Origin of the sequence: Sphingomonas sp. IC081 (assembly GCF_006874585.1) — a bacterium.
Classification (GTDB): domain Bacteria; phylum Pseudomonadota; class Alphaproteobacteria; order Sphingomonadales; family Sphingomonadaceae; genus Novosphingobium.
This window is the reverse complement of the sequence record NZ_CP029761.1, coordinates 2,477,032-2,495,064: the sequence shown is the minus strand read 5'-3', so window position 1 is coordinate 2,495,064 and position 18,033 is coordinate 2,477,032. Positions and strand designations below refer to the sequence as shown.

The window sequence follows — 18,033 nt, the reverse complement described above, 5'->3', positions numbered from 1 at the left end:
TCAAGCCTTCTGCTTGCGGCGGAGTTCGGAACGGACGGAGAGGTGCAGCGCATCGGCAACCAGCGCGGCCTGTTCGGCGACGTGGCGCTTGGCGAGACCGGTGGCCGGCGAGGCCGAGGCGTTGCGGCCGGCATAGCGCGGACGCGGCTGGGCGACACCGGCTTCGATGGCGGCAGCTTCGATCTGCGATTCGACGAAGAACCAGGAACCGTTGTTCTGCGGTTCTTCCTGGCACCAGACGATCTCTTCGAGGTTGGGCATGCGCGAAAGGCGCTTGGCCAGCGGCTCGCCCGGGAAGGGGTAGAGCTGTTCGAGGCGGATGATCTGGGTGTCGTCGATCTCGGCAGCGTCGCGTGCTTCGAGGATGTCATAGAAGACCTTGCCCGAGCACAGGATGACCTTCTTCGTCGCCTCGTCGCTCGAACCGTTCGGGTCCGAGAGCAGGCGGCGGAAGTGGCCGTCACCGAGGAATTCCGAAGCGGGCGACTTGGCCAGCGGATGACGCAGAAGCGACTTCGGCGTCATGATAACCAGCGGCTTGCGGAACGGACGGTGCATCTGACGGCGCAGAACGTGGAAGTAGTTTGCGGGCGTCGTGATGTTGCAGACTTGGATGTTGTCCTGTGCGCAAAGCTGCAGGTAACGCTCTAGGCGGGCCGACGAGTGCTCCGGACCCTGGCCTTCGTAGCCATGGGGCAGCAGCATGACGAGGCCGTTGGCGCGCAGCCACTTGGACTCGGCCGAGGCGACGTACTGGTCGATGATGATCTGCGCGCCGTTGGCGAAGTCGCCGAACTGCGCTTCCCAGAGCACCAGGGTCTTCGGATCGGCGCTGGCATAGCCGTACTCGAAGCCGAGTACGCCATATTCCGAAAGCGTCGAATTCAGCACCTCGAAGCTGCCGTGGGGCAGGGTCTTGATCGGGGTGTACTTGTGCTCGTCCTTCTGGTCGACCCAGACGGCGTGACGCTGCGAGAAGGTGCCGCGTTCGCAGTCCTGACCGGACAGGCGCACGCCGTAGCCTTCGGTGACGAGGCTGCCGAATGCGAGTGCTTCGGCGGTCGCCCAGTCGAAACCGTCGCCCGACTTGAACATCTCTTCCTTGGCGGCGATCACGCGGGCCAGCGTCTTGTGGACGGTGAGGTCCTCGGGAACGGTGGTCAGCACGCGGCCGAGGCTGTCGAACAGCTTGCTCTCGATGCCGGTTTCGACATTGCGGCGCGCGGTTTCGGGGTCAGCCGGCTTGTGGAAGCCGCTCCACTGGCCCGAGAACCAGTCGGCCTGGTTGGACTTGTAGGTCTTGGCGGCCTCGAACTGCTCTTCCAGATGCTGCGTGAACGCGGCTTCGGTCTGCGGCAGGAATGCGTCGTCGATGACGCCTTCCTTCTTCAGGCGCTCGGCATAGATCTGGCTGACCGGCGGGTGCTGGCGGATCTGCGCGTACATCAGCGGCTGCGTGAAGCCGGGCTCGTCGCCTTCGTTGTGGCCGAAGCGGCGGTAGCACCACATGTCGATCACGATGTCGCGGCCGAAGGTTTGGCGATAGTCGATCGCCAGCTTGCAGGCGAAGGTAACGGCAGCCGGATCGTCGCCGTTGACGTGCAGGATCGGGGCCTGAACGCCCTTCGCCACGTCCGACGGATACGGCGAGTTGCGCGCGAACTGCGGGCTCGTCGTGAAGCCGATCTGGTTGTTGATGATGAAGTGGATGCAGCCGCCGGTGTTGTAGCCCTTCACGCCCGAGAGGCCGAAGCACTCCCAGATGATGCCCTGGCCGGCGAAGGCCGCGTCACCGTGGATGAGGACCGGCAGGACCTGCTTGTGCTTGGAACCGGGGCCTACGTCGTCGCCGATATCGTCGGCGATGGTCTGGTAGGCGCGGACCTTGCCGAGCACGACCGGATCGACGGTTTCAAGGTGCGACGGGTTGGGCATCAGGCTCATGTGGACCTTGATGCCGTCGAACTCACGGTCGGCAGAGGTGCCGAGGTGGTACTTCACGTCGCCCGAGCCGCCGACGTCTTCCGGGTTGGCGGTGCCGCCCGAGAATTCGTGGAAGATGACCTTGTAGGGCTTGGCAAGGACGTTGGCGAGGACGTTCAGGCGGCCGCGGTGGGCCATGCCGTACACGATTTCCTTCACGCCCAGCGTGCCGCCGTACTTGATCACGGCTTCGAGCGCCGGGATCATGGCTTCGCCGCCATCAAGGCCGAAGCGCTTCGTGCCGACGTACTTCTTGCCGAGGAACTTCTCGTACTGCTCACCGCGCACGACGGCCTGAAGGATCGCCTTCTTGCCTTCGACGGTGAACTCGATTTCCTTGTCGGCGCCTTCCATGCGCTCCTGGAGGAAGCGGCGTTCCTCGACATCGGCGATGTGCATGTATTCGAGGCCGACCTTGCCGCAGTAATTTGCGCGCAGGATCTGGACGATCTCGCGAACGGTCGTCCACTCAAGGCCCAGTGCGCCGCCGACGTAGACTGGACGGTCCTGCGCAGCGCCCACGAAGCCGTGGTACTCGGGGGTGAGGTCGGCCGGGAGCTGGCGCTGGTTCAGGCCGAGCGGGTCGAGGTTGGCGGCGAGGTGACCGCGCACGCGATATGTGCGGATCAGCATCATGGCGCGGATGGCGTCAGCCGCCGCTTCGTCTATGCGGGACTGGTCGATCTTCTGTCCGCCCTTGGCGGCAGCCTTCTCGATCTTGACCTTCAGCGCGCTGGGGTCGAGGCCCTGCGTGAGGTCGTCCTCGAACTCGGCGCCAACGAGGGGCCAGTTCTTGCGCTGCCAGCTAGGTCCGGCCTGCGGTCCGTCGAGGGACTGGTCCGGGGTGAAGTCGAAACTCTCGTCGCCCATGGGAATCACCTTCATGTGGCGTCGGGAGGGGATTCCCGGCGCTACCGAGCATAATCTGCGCGAAGCCGGCTTTCGGGGAGGAAAGTCCCGTGTCTTCGCAAATCATCCGGCGTCTTGATCACGCCGGTACTTTATAGACCCGTGGCGACGGAAAACCGCCGCCACGGGCAAAACTGACTTACGCCAGTTCCTTGAGAACCTCGACCAGCGTCTCGCCAAGCAGCGAGGGCGAGGGGGAGACGCGGATGCCCGCTTCTTCCATCGCCGCGATCTTGTCCTCGGCGCCGCCCTGGCCGCCCGACACGATCGCGCCGGCGTGGCCCATGCGACGGCCCGGAGGAGCCGTACGACCGGCGATGAAGCCGACCATCGGCTTCTTGCGGCCGCGCTTGGCTTCGTCCTTGAGGAACTGAGCCGCTTCTTCTTCGGCGCTGCCGCCGATTTCGCCGATCATGATGATCGACTTGGTCGCTTCGTCGGCCAGGAACAGTTCCAGGACGTCGATGAAGTTGGTGCCGTTGACCGGGTCACCGCCGATGCCGACGGCCGTGGTCTGGCCCAGGCCCGCGTTGGTGGTCTGGAACACGGCTTCATAGGTAAGCGTGCCCGAGCGCGAGACAACGCCGACCGAACCCTTGGAGAAGATGCTGCCGGGCATGATGCCGATCTTGCATTCGCCAGGGGTCAGGACGCCGGGGCAGTTCGGACCGATCAGGCGCGACTTCGAGCCCGAAAGGGCGCGCTTCACGCGGACCATGTCGAGAACCGGAACGCCTTCGGTGATCGCGACGATCAGTTCCATCTCGGCGTCGATCGCTTCGAGGATGGCGTCGGCGCAGCCTGCGGGCGGAACGTAGATGCACGAAGCCGTCGCACCGGTAGCCGCCTTGGCTTCGGCAACGGTGTCGTACTGGGGCAGGTTGAGGTGGCTGGTGCCGCCCTTGCCGGGGGTGACGCCGGCAACCATCTGGGTGCCATAGGCCAGCGCCGCTTCGGTGTGGAAGCTGCCGGTCTTGCCGGTCATACCCTGGGTAATGACCTTGGTATTCTTGTCGACGAGAATGGACATAGGGTGATCCTAATTCCTGTTCCTGGGGTGGGCCGATTCCGGCTTGGTATGCGCCATGGCGTAAATTCCGCGAAGTGCAACCGCCCAAGTGGTAAAATCAACGGCCCAGATAGGCCGGAGCCCCGCCAGCCCTCTCGAAACGTGTCGTCGGGGGCTGGCGGGGCTGGATTTTCGGATCAGGCCAGCGAGCTGTCGATGCCCTTGCAGGCGACCAGCAGTTCCTTGACCGCATCGATCGAAACCTGAAGGCCGGCCTTGGCCTGCTCGTTCAGTTCGATCTCGATCACCTGCTCGACGCCGCCGGCGCCGATCACGACCGGCACGCCGACGTAAAGGTTGTCGACGCCATACTGGCCTTCGAGGTACGCGGCGCAAGGCAGGACGCGCTTCTGGTCGCCCAGGTACGATTCAGCCATGGCGATCGCCGAAGCGGCCGGTGCGTAGAAGGCTGAACCGGTCTTGAGCAGCGAGACCACTTCGCCGCCGCCATTGGCGGTGCGCTTGACGATGGCGTCGATACGCTCCTGCGTGGACTTGCCCATCTTGATGAGGTCGGGAACCGGAATGCCCTTGACGGTCGAGTATTCGACCACCGGCACCATGGTGTCGCCGTGGCCGCCGAGCACGAACGAGGTCACGTCGCGGACCGAAACGCCGAACTCCCAGGCGAGGAAGGTCGAGAAGCGCGCCGAGTCCAGCACGCCGGCCATGCCGACGACCTTGTTGTGGGGCAGGCCCGAGAATTCGCGCAGCGCCCAGACCATCGCGTCGAGGGGGTTGGTGATGCAGATCACAAAAGCGTCGGGAGCGTTGGCGGCGATGCCTTCGCCGACCGACTTCATCACCTTGAGGTTGATGCCGAGCAGGTCGTCGCGGCTCATGCCGGGCTTGCGGGCGACACCGGCGGTGACGATGATGACGTCGGCGCCGGCAATGTCGGCATAGTCGTTGGTGCCAGTGATCTTGGCGTCAAAACCTTCGACCGGGCCGCACTGCGACAGGTCGAGAGCCTTGCCCTGGGGCAGGCCTTCAGCGACGTCGAACAGGACGATGTCGCCCAGTTCCTTCTGCGCGGCGAGGTGCGCGAGAGTGCCGCCGATGTTGCCGGCGCCGATAAGGGCAATCTTCTTACGAGCCATGATGCTGCTTGTCCTTCCCACAAGGCGGGCGCTTCGGACTAAAAGGCGGCTGCTGTGTCCCGCTAAAGGCAGGCGCCGGTGTTGACGAAGGGCGCGTTACGCCCCTCGATCCGACATTGCAACCGTGAAACAACCGCGGAAAGCCGTGGGGGAGTGGAAATTATCGATAATAGTTCGCAATAGCAATAATAAGCTTAGAACTGTGCGATTCCGCGTCCGGAATCGCCTCCGGGGCGCTATCCGGCGCAATCGCGACCGCGCTTTTCGCAAGCTCGTGAGGGCCTTGGGCTGGTCTTGCGCGGAGAAAGTTTCCCGCAGTCGCATGACAGGGGCAAGAAGCCTTCCGGCGAGTCGCCGCGCAGGCAAGGCGCGTGGTCGCGAACGGGATCAGAAACGGCACAAGGGGCGATCCCTGAAGGTCGCGCCTTGCGGAAAGCTATTACGCGCGGAGGTGATGGGGAGGATCAGCCGTTGCGGGCGATACGGCGCACCAGCGCGTCGGCCATGCGGCGATCGAGTTGACGGCAGATCGCGATCCACCAGTCGCAGCCCTGCATGTCGCCGGAGAGCCTGGCGGCTTCGGCATTGGCGCGGGCGTGGCTCGCGGCAGCGAGGCCGTAAGCCGCGAAGTGGCGCAGGGCCTCGGTCAACATGCGCTCGTCATGGCCGTTCTGGTTGGCGGCTGAGGGCAGGACCGGACCTGAGATGAAGCTGCTAGACCTGCGCGTGGAGTCGCGGCGACTGCGTGGCTGCGGCGGTTCCCGATTGTCGTTCACCGCATCGAGCGGGGCGGAGGGGCAGAGCGCGCGCATGATCACCGGCGTCGTTCCGCCTCGTGCAGCGGAAAAGCGGATGGTCATCGTTGCAGGCCCTTTTGTCATTGCCGGGGGAGTTCTTCCTGCCACGACGGGGGCTAAGTCTTCGTGAGAGGCTATGGTTTCCAAAGCGTTCATGACGCTCGAAAACGCGCTCCGCTGCGGGGTTCAGGTGCCCGGTGTCGCTATCCATTTGCCCGAATTGGCATACTCCGGGCGAATGCCTTGGGCCTCGGGCAGCCCCTGCGCTTGATAGAGTGTATCGCCGCCACGTGTGCGCACAGCATCTGCATAACGCGGGGAGGGAGTGGTGGCATGGGCCTGAACACTGTCGCTGGTGGCGGTGCGAACTGCCGGAGCGGCGACCTCGGGCGCGGCGAAGGCGCGTTGCAGGGCGACTGGATCGAGCGCAGCGTCGGCCATTGCAGACGCCGCCGAAAGGTCGCGTGGGTGCGGGGCGGCGATCGGTTCACCGCCGAGATAGGCGAGGCGGAAGGATGTGGGCGTACCGGCGCCGCCTTCGAACCGGTAGAACCGGTGCGCGCCGATGGTCGTCACGAAGTGCAGGCTTGGCGCCCAGTAAGGGTTGACCTGGATCGTGTGGTAATGTGTCGCGAGACCGACGGGGGCGTAGACTTCGCCTGCGAGCGCTGCGCGGGCGACCGCAGCGGCGCGGTCCCAGAAGAAGCGCTGCGGCGCACGGGCCAGCGCGCCATCGCAGGCGAAAGTGAACTGGCAGCCGGTCGGCCGTTCCGAACCTTCGAAAACGACGCCGCAGACGGTCTTGGGATAGGCCGGGTGCGCAAGGCGATTGAGCACGACTTGCGCCACCGCACGCTGGCCGGCATGGGGCTCGGTGGCGGCCTCGTAATAGATCACCATGGTCAGGCACTGCTGCGCCCGTGCCCGGTCGAGGGTTGAGCCAGCCATGCGGAACGGGCGGCCGACGGGGGCGGCGGGATCGAGCAGGTTCTGGTCAACGCCGTTACCGTTGGTTGTCAGTACGGCCGGATCGGGCTGGAGATAATAGAAGGCAGAGCCGGGAAAACTCTCGCCGCGCTGTTCGAACGGCATCGGGAGGACGGCCTGATCTGCTGTCTGGGCATTGCCGATGGTGAAGCGCTCCCAACTGCCGGGCTCGGCAAAGGCGGGCAGGGCCACGGCGGCGAGTGCGCTGGCGCCCAGGGCCCAGCGTCGCCGCATCCGTCGCCGCACATGGCGCTGGCCACCGCGCACGAACCGCCCGCCGAAATCGCGCGGGCGCAGTTCCGGTTCGGCAGATGCGGTAAAGGCGGCGAAATCGGTCAACAAAAGATCCCGGGCAGTGAGGCGCGCAGCGCCTAGCGCAAAGGAGCAGGCCGCGCATCCACGCGCTCAAGGCTGTCCCGAAGCGGTACGCTATCCTCGCAAATGATGAAGGAGTGGCGAACAAGTCACTCGGGAGCGATGACATGCAGGTGGACTCGCCCGTTCGCTTGCCAAGCTGCGGGCAGCCCTTTATCGGCGCAGGAGACGTCACGGGCGTCCGCGAGCGCGGGCCCAGAGGGAAATTCGGCCGAGCCGATGCTGTCCCCGCAACTGTGACCGGGGAGTGTTCTGCCCAGAGTGCCACTGGAGATCCGGGAAACCGGAAAGCCGGGAAGGCGGGCGGCGCGTGACGATCCGGGAGCCAGGAGACCTGCCCATGACGGTCGTTCCGCAACGGGGCGGGGTGTCCCCCTTGCAGCGAGACGCGCGCGGGCATGAGGTGCCGCGCGGGCCTCCGCCATGAGCGGCATCGCGTTCAGGTTGGAGGAACCACAAGTGAAGTACCTGTTTCTGCTCGGCGCGGCGCCGTTCGTCGCTGCCGCCCCCGCTTATGCCGACGACATTGCAAACGATACCATAGTCGTCACCGCCACCCGCACCGAAACCCCGGTCAGCGAGATTGGCCAGTCGGTCTCGGTCATTACCCGCGAGGATATCGAGCGCACCCAGGCCGTGGCCGCCACCGATGTGCTGGCACGCCTTCCGGGCGTTTCGGTCTCGCAGTCTGGCGGTTTCGGCCAGCCCGCGAGCCTGTTTATCCGCGGCGCCGAAAACGCGCAGAGCCTTGTGCTGATCGATGGCGTGCGCATCAACGATCCGGGCGATGTCGGCGGCGGTTTCGACTTCGGCTCGCTGACCGTTGGCCAGTTCGACCGCATCGAAGTGGTGCGCGGCTCGTCGGGCGTGCTGTGGGGCAGCCGCGCCATCGGCGGCGTTATCAACCTCATCACCGCGCGTCCGACCGACCAGTGGCAAGTGCGCGGGAACGCCGAGTACGGCTGGCGCGACCAGAAGCAGCTCGGCGCATCGGCAGCGGGCAAGCTCGGTCCGGTCGGCCTGACGCTGGGCGGCAACTGGCTCAAGGGTGATGGCTATTCGGCCTTCGACGAGCGTCTTGGCGGCAAGGAAAAGGACGGCTTCGAAAGCAAGAGCGCAAATGCCCGCGCCGAAGTGGAACTGGTGGGCGGCCTGACCGCCGATGCCGGGACTTACTGGACCAAGGCCAATTACGACTACGACAACACCGGGGCCGATGCGCTGAACCTGGGCATGAAGCGCGATACGGTCGGCTACGCAAACCTGCGCTACAAGGGCCTCGACGGGCGCCTGACTGCCCGGCTTGGTTACGGTCTCACCGACACGCGGCGTATCTCGGACGATGCAGTCTACGGTCCCTACACCACCAATGGCCGCGCCGATCGCTTCGAAGGTCAGGTCGCTTTCGCTCCGATCGATCTCGCCAGCATCCAGATCGGCGCCGAGACCGAGAAGCAGAAGTTCTCTGACAACTACGGTTCGAAGGATTCGACCTCGATCGACAGTGTCTACGGCATGCTGACGGTTCACCCGCTCGCCAGGCTGACGCTGAACGGCGGCTTGCGTTACGACGACAATTCGGACTTCGGCCACAAGACCACGTTCTCGGCCAATGGCGCCTGGGCGATCGGTTCGGGCAACGATGCCCCGATCCTGCGCGCCAGCTACGGGGAGGGCTTCAAGGCGCCATCGCTCTATCAGCTCTACACCAATGGCGGATATCGCGAGCTTTCGCCTGAAACCTCGAAGGCTTGGGATGCTGGCGTTGAACTGCCGTTCGCCGAAGGGCAGGGGCGCTTCACGGTTACGTACTTCGACCGCAAGACGAAGAACCTGATCGACTACGATTATGCCGAATGGAACTACTATAACGTCGGCCGCGCGCGGGCGCAGGGCGTTGAGCTCGGTATGCAGGTGAGCGATTGGCAGGGCTTCGACGTCAACCTGTCCTACACATACCTCGATGCCGAGAACCGAGACACCGGGGCGCAACTGGCGCGCCGCCCGAAGAACAACTTCTACGCCAGCCTCGACCGCTTGATTGCCGAGCGGTTCCGTTTAGGCGCGGACCTGCGTGTGGGCGGCGGGCGCTATGATGATGTCGCGAACCAATACTGGCTGGCTGGCCACGTGCTGGTGGGCCTGCGGGGGGCGGTCGCGGTGAACGATCACCTTGAGGTCTACGGCCGCGTCGAGAACCTGTTTGACGAGCACTACGAAGTGGTGCGGACGTACGGTACCGCAGGGCGCGCTGCCTATGCGGGGGTCCGGGTGAAGATGTGACCGACGCGCTTTCCCCTGGTTTACCGAGCCCTGCTCCCCCGGACCAGGAGGGAAAGCGCATGGTATTCCTGCTCGCGTGCGCGCTGGCTGTCAGCGGCGCGTGGGTGGTGATGGCCGGGTTGGATGACACCGATATTGCCTCATCCAACCCGCCGTCGGATCCCGCAACGATGCCTAAGACCCCCACCATCGTCTCGCTCAATCCCTGTACTGACGCAATTCTTGCGGAAGTGGCCGATCCGGGGCAATTGCTGGCGATTTCGAGCTATAGCCACGACCCGGTTGCGAGTTCGATGGACATTGCTGTCGCCCGCCGATTTCGTGCGGTGTCCGGCTCGGTCGAGGAAGTCGCTGCAATCGGTCCGCAAGTGGTGGTGGCGAGTACGTTCCTCGATCCTGCCTCCTTCGGTGCATTGAATGGCCTGGGATACCGGGTGGTACGTGTTCCTATCGCTTCGGATATCGCGTCTACACGAAAACAGGTGCGTGAATTGGCGAGCCTTGCTGGCCATCCCGAGCGGGGAGAGGCACTGGTCGCGCGAATCGACGAAGCGCTGGCGCGTGCTGCGCCGCCCTCGGGCTGGAAGCCTGTACCGGCGCTGGTCTGGCAGTCCGGCGGGTTGGTTGCCGGTAATGCGACGTTGATTGCCGACATGATGCGTCGGGCTGGATTCGAGAATGCTGTTTCCACGCGTGGTCTTGGCCAGGCTGATTATCTACCGTTGGAATCAGTACTGGCAGACCCACCGCGGATCATCTTCTCAATCGGAAATCCAAAGCCGCACGGTCAGGACGACGAGTATCGGATGTTGCGTCACCCATCGCTCAAAAAGCTGGCGCGCACGACCTATTTCAAACTTGACCATGCCGCACTTTGGTGTGGGGGCCCAACTGTTCCGAGAGTGCTTGGCGAACTCGCGGCAGCAAGGCATGAACTGCGCCGGCCATGAATTCCCCCCACTCATGAACATCCGTGTGATTCTCGCGCTGCTTGCTGCACTGCTGCTTGCCGTGCCGCTGTCGTTGCTGGCGGGGCGGGTGTGGATCGACCCGCTTGCGCCGCAATTGCAGACTGCGTCGGTGATCCTCGTCGAACTACGACTGCCGCGTGCAGTGCTGGCGTTGGTTCTGGGCGGAGGGCTCGGCACTGCCGGAGCCGCGATGCAGGGTTATTTGCGCAATCCGCTTGCCGACCCCGGCCTGTTCGGGATCGCCCCCGGGGCCGCACTGGGCGCAGTGCTGAGTTTCTGGACCGGCTATGCCGCCGCTCCCTATATGTTGCCGCTCTTCGCGCTGGCGGGGGCGGGCGGGGCGATGGCTCTGCTGGCGCTGATCGCCGGACGTGGCGGCGGAGTGGCTTTGTTCACGCTTGCGGGATTGATGGTATCCAGTCTGGCCGGCGCGCTGATGAGCCTTGCCATCAGTCTTAGCCCGTCCCCCTTTGCGATGAGTGAGATAGTGACCTGGATGATGGGTTCACTAGCCGATAGAAGTTGGCACGAGGTGTGGATCGCGGCGCCGCTTACAGTGCTGGGAGCCATGGTGCTGGGGATTGCCGGACGTGACCTCGACGCGATGACGCTGGGTGAAGTCGCCGCCCATTCACTTGGCGTCGACCTGTTGCGTTTGCGAGCTTTGATGATTGCAGGGGTTGGGCTCACCGTTGGAGCTGGTGTGGCAGTGGCCGGGATTATCGGATTCGTCGGGCTGATGGTGCCCCATCTGGTGCGCCCACTTACCGACCGTCGCCCCTCGTCGTTGTTGTTGCCTTCTGCATTGGCTGGTGCATTGCTGATGCTGCTGGCGGACTGCCTATGCCGCATTTTGCCGCTGGCGGGGGGCGAGTTGCGGCTGGGCATTGCGCTCAGCCTGCTCGGTACGCCGTTCTTCCTGCGGCTCTTGCTGCGCATGCGCAAGGAATTGGCATGACGCTCGCTCTTAATCTGGCTGGCGTCGCAGGACGGCTTGACAGAGTGTCGCTGCAATGCCGGCGCGGAATGGTCACCGCGATCTGCGGGCCTAACGGTGCTGGGAAGTCGACCGCATTGTCGTGCCTCGCCGGGTTGATGCTCCCTGATAGCGGCGAGACGCTGCTTGGCGGATTGCCATTGCACCGCCAGACTCTTTCGCGCCGCGCGCGATGGATCGGCTATCTTCCGCAGTCACCGGAGGTGGCCTGGGACGTATCGGTCGAAGTGTTGATCTCTCTTGGCCGGCTGCCGTGGAAGGACGCACCCGCGATCGAATCACGAGAGGCGATCGAGGACGCCATAGCGGCGATGGATTTGCAGGAACTGCGACATCGTCCGGTTTCCCGCCTGTCGGGCGGTGAGCGGGCACGGGCACTGATGGCACGGGTTTTGGCGACCCAGCCCGGCTGGCTGCTGGCTGACGAGCCTTTCGCCGCTCTTGATCTTGCCCATGCGGCTTCGCTCATGCGCCATTTCCGTCAGCAGGCGAATGTCGGTCGTGGGGTGGTGCTTGTGCTGCACGATCTGGCAACGGCGATGAACCATGCAGACCAGGTGGTGGTGCTGGAAAAGGGCAGGGTAGTTGCCGAAGGACCGCCCGAGATCGCCTTGTCACGCGAAGTCGTCACGCGTGTATGGAATTGCCCGGCGCGCTGGCTTGGGGACCCTGGTGAACGCGCATTGTCGCTGGGCGCGCCGTCCCCTGCGGCATCAGGTCTGCGTGGGCGGTTGAGCTGATTGTGATCTTGCGGACGTCGAGCGCTGGATCGCAGTCGGATTAGAATCCGACCGCTTTCTTGATCACGCTGTGTACAGAACGAGCACCTTCGTCGTCGCCACGCAGGCGAGTGCGGCGCTCGAACTTGAACTTGCCTACTGTCTGGGTCATCCCGTCTGCCTGCTCGGTAAGTGCGCGTGCGGCGGCGTTCGATTCCTCGACCATGGCGGCGTTCTGCTGTGTGTTTGAGTCGAGTTGCTGGATTTCGCCCGAAAGACCTCGCATCGTTTCTGCTTGCGAGCCGGAGAGGCGGGAGATCTCGTCGGCGCGCTCGGTCGTGTCGGCGAGCTTGCCGATGATCTCCTCCAATGCGGCGCGCGTTTGCGCGACAAGGTCTACGCCTTCGTGCACATCTTGCGTCGAGGTCGTAATGAGGTCCTTGATGTTGTTTGCCGATTCCGTGGTGCGATGGGCTAGCGCGCGCACCTCGGTGGCGACAACGGCAAAGCCTTTGCCTGCCTCGCCAGCACGGGCAGCCTCGACACCGGCGTTGAGCGCAAGCAAGTTGGTCTGGAAGGCAATGGCCTCAATGACGTCGATGATGCTGGCAATCTGGGCGGAGCTGTTCTTGATCTTGTCCATGGCCTCGACGGCTGATTCCATCACTGTTCCGCCGTGGTGGGCGTGCCGGGCCACTTCGGCGACGCTGGCGTTGACCTGAGTGGCGCTGCTGGCTGTGGTAGTGATTGCCCCAGTCACGTCACGGATGCCTTCGGCGACACGAGCGATCGTGGCCGCCTGACTTTCGGTTCGATAGGCAAGGTCGCTGGCCGCTGCATTGATTTCCTGAGCGCTGACTTTCACGCTTTCCGCGGATTCGGTGATGTCCATCACCATTGCGCTCATCCGGCGTCGCATTTCATGGAAATCGACGGCAAGTTTTTCGAACGAGGATGGCAAATCCGCGAGTTGGGCCTGGAGGTTGCCGTTGGCGACTTCCGCCATGGCGTCGCTCATGGCGGTCAGTGCGCGGTCGCGGGTTTGGGCCTCGTGCAGGAAGTAGGTGCCCAGTGCGATCTGCATGTCTTCAAGGGAAGCCCGAACCAGTGTCCCGATGACTTGACCGGTGGTGCGGCTGTTGAGCGGCGTGATGAATTTGCCTGACAGCATCGCGACGATCACGTCCTCTAGCACGGTGGCATAGGCTGTGACGTAATAGTCCGGCGTTAGTCCAACACGGGCATGGATCTCGCCGATCTTTTGGCTTCGGGCGCGGGCAGCACTATCGAAGCGACCGGAGAACATCTTGAGCCAGTGCTCATACTGCGCGTTGGATGCGCGTTCTCGGATCTCTGCACTGGGAAGCATGCGGGCAAGGTCAGGAGTGGCCTCGATACGTTCGTAAAGCCGCGCGAGCGCCTTTGGGGCATGTTTGACCATCATCGCCCGCAGCTTGGGAAAGAGCCGATAGTTGCTCTCTGTAAGCGGTGCGATATTGGCTTTTGCGGCGGCGCCGATGTCGGTCGAAATCGCGTTCATGTGATCAGCCCATCCCCTTCGCAATCACGTTCTGCCTGCCGGAAGCCCCCTGACAGGATGTCAAGCGAGCGACCTGGGAAGCTCCCGGACTGACCGCACGCTTGCGCGCTAACTGGGCTAGAGGACAGAGACTAAGATCATGAGTTGGAAGGGCTAGGGAGCGTTCCTAGGTCCGCATTCATGCTTGCACGATACTTTGAAGGGCAATGCCGCTCGCCTTGGCGGCGCGCGGCATTGCCCCCCGGCAGGTCGTCAGGTTACGATCAACGACACTTTACTTCGCCGCGATCGATCTCGCGGCCGAGCAGGCCGCCAGCAACGCCGCCGATGATCGCGCCGAGGGTCTGGTCGCCATTGCCGGCGATCTCGTGGCCGGCCAAAGCGCCGGCACCGGCACCGATGATAAGGCCTGTGGTGCCATTGTCGCGCTTGCAATAATAGCGCCCGTCATGTCCGCGCCAGACATGGTCGTTGCGGGACATTCGGCGCGGTTCGGCATAGCGACCGCGCGAATCGTACTTGTGCTTGTCGCGATAGCCGTGGGCGGGAGCATGGCGGGGCGGATCGGCAGCCACTGGCGTTGCGAGCGGAATCGCGACGGCGGCCATAGTGAGCGCTAGAAGCGTTTTCTTCATTTTACGGCTTCCCTTTTTGAAGGTGGTCAGTTTGCCGGTTTAACGCGTGATCTGGCTATAGGCTCCATCATGTTTGATGCGCCACTTGGATTACTGACGCAAATGGCCGAGGAAGAGCGTTCTGATTGCGATGGAATTTCGGGCTCGGCGGAATGAAAGGGACGAATAAGGTGACGCAGATGCAGATCGATCTGGTCGATGTCTTTGCTTCAGGTCCTCTTAGCGGGAATCCGCTTGGGGTTGTGCGCGGGGGGCACGATCTCGATTCTGCACAGATGCTGGCAATAACGCGCTGGCTAGGTTTTTCCGAAACCACCTTTCTGTTGCCGCCGAATGATGCCGATGCGGACTATCGGGTCCGGATCTTCTACCCGGCGGGAGAACTGCCTTTTGCTGGGCATCCGACGCTCGGCAGCGCCCATGCCTGGTTGATGGCGGACGGGGTGCCAAAGGTGGCAGGGCGGATCATTCAGGAATGTGGCATAGGGCTTGTAGAGGTGAGGCAGCATGATGGGCGCCTGGCATTTCGTGCGCCGCCGTTGATGCGTGAAGGACCACTGGATGGAGCGGACTTGGCGGATACGATCAGTCTGACAGGAGCGGATCCGGCGCGGATACTCGCGGCTGTTCATGCCGCCAATGGACCGGGCTGGAAGTTGCTCCACTTGTCTAGCGCAGAGGCAGTGTTAGCTGCTGAGCCCGCTGCCCGCGCTGCGCCGGGAACCGATGTGGCGTTGCTCGGAGCGCATGCGCCTGGCGGTCCCGCCCAGTTCGAACTGCGCGCCTTCTTCGCCGATGCGACCGGGCGACTTTGCGAGGATCCGGTGACGGGCAGCCTCAACGCGGCGGTGGCGCAATACCTGTTCGGTGCCGGACTGGCCGAAGGAAGCTACGTTGCGGCGCAGGGACGGAAGACCGGGGCCGACGGCCTGGTGCATTGTGTCCAGGAGGCCGACGGCTCGGTGTGGATCGCCGGACGGGTGGATACTGTGTCGTCCGGCGGCACGTTGGCGTTCTAAACCGGCTTCTTCGGCAGCGCGATCTCGGCGGTGCCTACGCACATCTTCACGCCGCGCTGGTTCGTCATCAGGTGAGTAACATGGACAAGGTGACGCCCTTCGGAATCGATTGATTTTTCGGTCACTTCGGCCGTCTGGATCGTCACGTCACCGGTTAGTGCTGGGCCGCGGTAGTTTGATATCGAGTGGGCGAGCATGCCATGCTCGCCAGCCCATCCGGAGAGGTAGTCGGTTACCCAGGATCCCATCGAGGCGCCGTAGCCATAGCCGCGCGGCATGCCGATGCGGCGGGCGTACTTGGGGAACAGGTGTCCGCGTGAGGGACCGTAATAGGCGCCGTCGGTGAGGAAGGGGTTCTCCTTCATCATGTCCGGATCGTTCTCGTACCCGGCCATTTCGCGCGTGAAGCCGAGCGCTTCCAGATCGTTCTTGCGCAAGCTCATCGTCCCCCAGGTGTTGACGATATAGGCGCGCCATTCGGTGGCGAAGCTGGCCAGCGAGTGCGGGCCGAACACGCGCTCGGGAAGCTGGTCGCCCACGGCCACGTCGTCCCACCAGCGTTCCTTGTGGCCAAGATCGTGCAGCATCTTCACCCAGGTGAAGACGCGCGCCTCGATGTCCGTCAGGGCTTCGTCGGTCCACTCGGGATCGTCGAAATCGGCCGGGTTGACGGTGGCGCCGCCGGCGTGGGCGTTGTAGCGCAAGGCGGTGGAGCGCTGCGTGGCGATCTTCTCGCCATGCTGGTTGGTGTAGTTGTTGTCACCGCGCTGGAAACAGGTGGGGCCGAAGCCGGTTTCCTTGACCGCGTAGTCGAAGGGAATACGGGTATTGGTGATGACGTCGCCCGCCTTGATGCGGGTGTCATGGAACCACCATTCGTCGCCCGCGAAAAGCAGATGCGAATTGGGAATGCAGCCTACGCAGGCCGGGGCGGCGCCGTGGCCGTCGTCGGTGGCGATCGGGAAGCTCTGCGGCGCGACAAGGCCGCCCCAGCGGCTGGCGGCCGCGAAGTTCGGATCGAAATGCACGAGGTTGGGGTAGTGCATCGCATGGACCCAGCGCCGGATATCGTTGGCCGCAATCGGCTCGCGCAGGGGCGAGAAGTCCATGACTTTGCCGAGGTACTGGTCGATGTCGGAGCAGTCGAGTGTGGCGGTTGCAGTAGCGTTCATCGGAAAAGGTGTCCTTGGGCGGCAAGGCAGCCGCCGGTGTCGTTTTCGGAAGTTAAGGTCAGGCGTTGCGCAGGCCGGTGGCGTCCTCGGGCTTGAAAACCGAGATTTCTTCGTCTGCTTTGAGCAGAACCAGCGGTAGCACGCGGTCGGTCGACTTCTGGTAGTCGGCATAGAATGGGTGGCAATCGATGAAGAAGTCCCACACCTTCTGGCGCTCAGCCCCTTCCGGTTCGCGCCAGGTGCCGCGAAAGGCCTGCGTGGCGATCTGGAACTCGACCTCGGAAGTGGCGACGAGGTTCAGATACCATTGCGGATGATGGTCGGCCCCGCCCTTGGAGCCGCAGATCGCCACTTCGCCACCGATATCGGCATAGCAGAGCGGGGTGATGAACACCTTGCCGCTCTTGCGGCCGGTGTATTTGACCAGACAGTGCGTCGCGAACTTGCGCCCGCCGACGGGGGTGATGTCCACGATATGGCCCTGCACGCCGCCGGAGCCCAAGTACATCTCACGATGCTCGGTCACCCAGTCGCGCCGGACGGCACTGATGGCCGCTGCGGTTTCGTCGCTCATGCCGTGCTCCTCTCCACGCTTGTTGCGGCGAAGGATCGCGAAGGTTGGCCGGTGGGTCCAGAAGCGATGGCTGAACGCGGAGAAGTATCATCGGGGCGGGTTTTTTTGGGGGCAAACTCCTCCTTTCCGGTATGAGGATCTCTCGATTCGATAGTTGGATGTCTGGTTTGTCGCGTGGTCACTTAATTCCGCTTTGCCTTGCCTTCATGATGTTCGCTCAGCCAGCACGAGCGGAGGACACGGTGAGTATCGATGTCTACGCCATTCCGTCCCGATCCATCGTTGATCTCGTCGCGAAAACCAGCAGCGACCTTGCCCGGCATGGCATGAGGACATTCTTCGCGCAGGGCCATGCGGTTCACGTCACGCTCTACATGACCCGATACCCCATGAGCGCGGAGCCCCAGCTAAAGGCTGCTGTGGCCAGGGCAGTGAAGGATTGCCGGTCCTTTCCCCTCGTCGTCGAAGGATCGGAACGGACGGCATCCAACTGGCTGTTTCTGCGCGTCGGACGGAGCGTAGCCCTGCAGCGATTGGCGGACGAAATTACCCTCACGGCCGAGCCGTTTCGGTCGCGTGACGTTACCCCTCCTGCGTGGATGGGCGAATACCCCGCAAAGCTGCCCGCATTCGAACGCTATGGATCGCCCAACGTCTTCATGCAGTTTGACCCGCATCTGACTTTGCTGGCAAACGAGACGCACAACGGCTTCGCGGCGTTCGTGGCCGAGCTGGAAAAGAACCCGCCCAGGGCCAATGGAACTGTGGATGGCGTAGGTATCGGGATCGTCGATGCCAATGGTCAGGTGGTGAAGACCTTGGCCGAATATCGCTGCGCGCCCTGAGGGCGCATGGCCCCGCAAGCCCGGTCCATCGACGTCTTCAATGGGCCGGGCCAAATCT

15 protein-coding genes and 1 riboswitch are annotated in these 18,033 nt (G+C 63.6%); of the genes, 6 read left to right on the top strand and 9 right to left on the bottom strand.

Annotation, left to right across the window (positions count from 1 at the left end; all coding sequences use genetic code 11):
* The 5 genes from DM450_RS11900 to DM450_RS11880 form a co-directional block, all read right to left on the bottom strand.
* Positions 1–2,853 carry a 2-oxoglutarate dehydrogenase E1 component gene (locus DM450_RS11900; protein WP_142637821.1) on the bottom strand — a complete coding sequence of 951 codons (2,853 nt, stop codon included), beginning with the start codon at positions 2,851–2,853 and terminating at the stop codon, positions 1–3.
* 178 nt (positions 2,854–3,031) lie between these two features.
* Positions 3,032–3,922, bottom strand: coding sequence for a succinate--CoA ligase subunit alpha (gene sucD, locus DM450_RS11895; RefSeq protein ID WP_142635064.1), 891 nt, complete (start codon positions 3,920–3,922; stop codon positions 3,032–3,034).
* 176 nt (positions 3,923–4,098) lie between these two features.
* Entirely contained in the window at positions 4,099–5,061 is a 963-nt protein-coding gene (gene mdh, locus DM450_RS11890; protein ID WP_142635062.1) for a malate dehydrogenase, read from the bottom strand.
* Between the two features lie 464 nt (positions 5,062–5,525).
* Complete coding sequence (locus DM450_RS11885; RefSeq protein ID WP_142635060.1) at positions 5,526–5,921, bottom strand: hypothetical protein; 396 nt, start codon at positions 5,919–5,921, stop codon at positions 5,526–5,528.
* Between the two features lie 123 nt (positions 5,922–6,044).
* Positions 6,045–7,184 carry a cell wall hydrolase gene (locus DM450_RS11880; protein WP_260609830.1) on the bottom strand — a complete coding sequence of 380 codons (1,140 nt, stop codon included), beginning with the start codon at positions 7,182–7,184 and terminating at the stop codon, positions 6,045–6,047.
* A 194-nt stretch (positions 7,185–7,378) separates the two neighbouring features.
* Positions 7,379–7,577, top strand: a riboswitch (cobalamin riboswitch).
* Positions 7,578–7,679: 102 nt separating this feature from the next.
* On the opposite strand from DM450_RS11880, the gene DM450_RS11875 reads away from it, so the two are divergent.
* The 4 genes from DM450_RS11875 to DM450_RS11860 are packed head-to-tail and all read left to right on the top strand — an operon-like array spanning position 7,680 to position 12,211.
* On the top strand, positions 7,680–9,503 hold the full coding sequence (locus DM450_RS11875; protein ID WP_260609829.1) for a TonB-dependent receptor domain-containing protein: 1,824 nt from the start codon (positions 7,680–7,682) through the stop codon (positions 9,501–9,503).
* 59 nt (positions 9,504–9,562) lie between these two features.
* Entirely contained in the window at positions 9,563–10,453 is an 891-nt protein-coding gene (locus DM450_RS11870; protein ID WP_142635056.1) for an ABC transporter substrate-binding protein, read from the top strand.
* Between the two features lie 13 nt (positions 10,454–10,466).
* Positions 10,467–11,432, top strand: coding sequence for a FecCD family ABC transporter permease (locus DM450_RS11865; RefSeq protein ID WP_142635054.1), 966 nt, complete (start codon positions 10,467–10,469; stop codon positions 11,430–11,432).
* Positions 11,429–12,211, top strand: a complete 783-nt coding sequence (locus DM450_RS11860; protein ID WP_142635052.1) for an ABC transporter ATP-binding protein — start codon at positions 11,429–11,431, stop codon at positions 12,209–12,211. The genes DM450_RS11865 and DM450_RS11860 overlap by 4 nt, the downstream gene beginning before the upstream one ends.
* A gap of 40 nt (positions 12,212–12,251) precedes the next feature.
* Here the strand turns inward: DM450_RS11860 and DM450_RS11855 are convergent, their stop codons facing one another.
* Both DM450_RS11855 and DM450_RS11850 read right to left on the bottom strand, forming a co-directional pair.
* Positions 12,252–13,730: a globin-coupled sensor protein gene (locus tag DM450_RS11855; protein WP_142635050.1), complete on the bottom strand. Its 1,479-nt coding sequence runs from the start codon at positions 13,728–13,730 to the stop codon at positions 12,252–12,254.
* Between the two features lie 263 nt (positions 13,731–13,993).
* A complete protein-coding gene (locus DM450_RS11850) occupies positions 13,994–14,365 on the bottom strand; it encodes a glycine zipper 2TM domain-containing protein (protein ID WP_142635048.1) in 372 nt (123 codons plus the stop codon).
* Between the two features lie 179 nt (positions 14,366–14,544).
* Here DM450_RS11850 and DM450_RS11845 point away from each other — a divergent pair, with 179 nt between their 5' ends.
* Complete coding sequence (locus DM450_RS11845; RefSeq protein ID WP_142635046.1) at positions 14,545–15,384, top strand: PhzF family phenazine biosynthesis protein; 840 nt, start codon at positions 14,545–14,547, stop codon at positions 15,382–15,384.
* On the opposite strand, the gene DM450_RS11840 is transcribed toward DM450_RS11845, so the two are convergent.
* Together DM450_RS11840 and DM450_RS11835 are read right to left on the bottom strand one after the other, a co-directional pair.
* Positions 15,381–16,556: a MaoC family dehydratase N-terminal domain-containing protein gene (locus DM450_RS11840; RefSeq protein ID WP_142635044.1), complete on the bottom strand. Its 1,176-nt coding sequence runs from the start codon at positions 16,554–16,556 to the stop codon at positions 15,381–15,383. The two genes, DM450_RS11845 and DM450_RS11840, sit on opposite strands and share 4 nt — an antisense overlap.
* A gap of 58 nt (positions 16,557–16,614) precedes the next feature.
* Positions 16,615–17,130 carry a nitroreductase/quinone reductase family protein gene (locus DM450_RS11835; protein ID WP_142635042.1) on the bottom strand — a complete coding sequence of 172 codons (516 nt, stop codon included), beginning with the start codon at positions 17,128–17,130 and terminating at the stop codon, positions 16,615–16,617.
* Positions 17,131–17,372: 242 nt separating this feature from the next.
* Between DM450_RS11835 and DM450_RS11830 the strand changes: the two genes are divergently transcribed.
* A complete protein-coding gene (locus DM450_RS11830) occupies positions 17,373–17,975 on the top strand; it encodes a 2'-5' RNA ligase family protein (protein WP_260609826.1) in 603 nt (200 codons plus the stop codon).
* The last annotated feature ends 58 nt before the right edge of the window (positions 17,976–18,033 follow it).

Bases quoted from the DNA above. Each gene is read 5' to 3' on its own strand.
- DM450_RS11850 (WP_142635048.1), bottom strand. From the start codon at position 14,365: ATGAAGAAAACGCTTCTAGCGCTCACTATGGCCGCCGTCGCGATTCCG.
- DM450_RS11900 (WP_142637821.1), bottom strand. From the start codon at position 2,853: ATGGGCGACGAGAGTTTCGACTTCACCCCGGACCAGTCCCTCGACGGA.
- DM450_RS11885 (WP_142635060.1), bottom strand. From the start codon at position 5,921: ATGACCATCCGCTTTTCCGCTGCACGAGGCGGAACGACGCCGGTGATC.
- DM450_RS11860 (WP_142635052.1), top strand. From the start codon at position 11,429: ATGACGCTCGCTCTTAATCTGGCTGGCGTCGCAGGACGGCTTGACAGA.
- mdh (WP_142635062.1), bottom strand. From the start codon at position 5,061: ATGGCTCGTAAGAAGATTGCCCTTATCGGCGCCGGCAACATCGGCGGC.
- sucD (WP_142635064.1), bottom strand. From the start codon at position 3,922: ATGTCCATTCTCGTCGACAAGAATACCAAGGTCATTACCCAGGGTATG.
- DM450_RS11870 (WP_142635056.1), top strand. From the start codon at position 9,563: ATGGTATTCCTGCTCGCGTGCGCGCTGGCTGTCAGCGGCGCGTGGGTG.
- DM450_RS11840 (WP_142635044.1), bottom strand. From the start codon at position 16,556: ATGAACGCTACTGCAACCGCCACACTCGACTGCTCCGACATCGACCAG.
- DM450_RS11855 (WP_142635050.1), bottom strand. From the start codon at position 13,730: ATGAACGCGATTTCGACCGACATCGGCGCCGCCGCAAAAGCCAATATC.
- DM450_RS11845 (WP_142635046.1), top strand. From the start codon at position 14,545: ATGCAGATCGATCTGGTCGATGTCTTTGCTTCAGGTCCTCTTAGCGGG.
- DM450_RS11865 (WP_142635054.1), top strand. From the start codon at position 10,467: ATGAACATCCGTGTGATTCTCGCGCTGCTTGCTGCACTGCTGCTTGCC.
- DM450_RS11835 (WP_142635042.1), bottom strand. From the start codon at position 17,130: ATGAGCGACGAAACCGCAGCGGCCATCAGTGCCGTCCGGCGCGACTGG.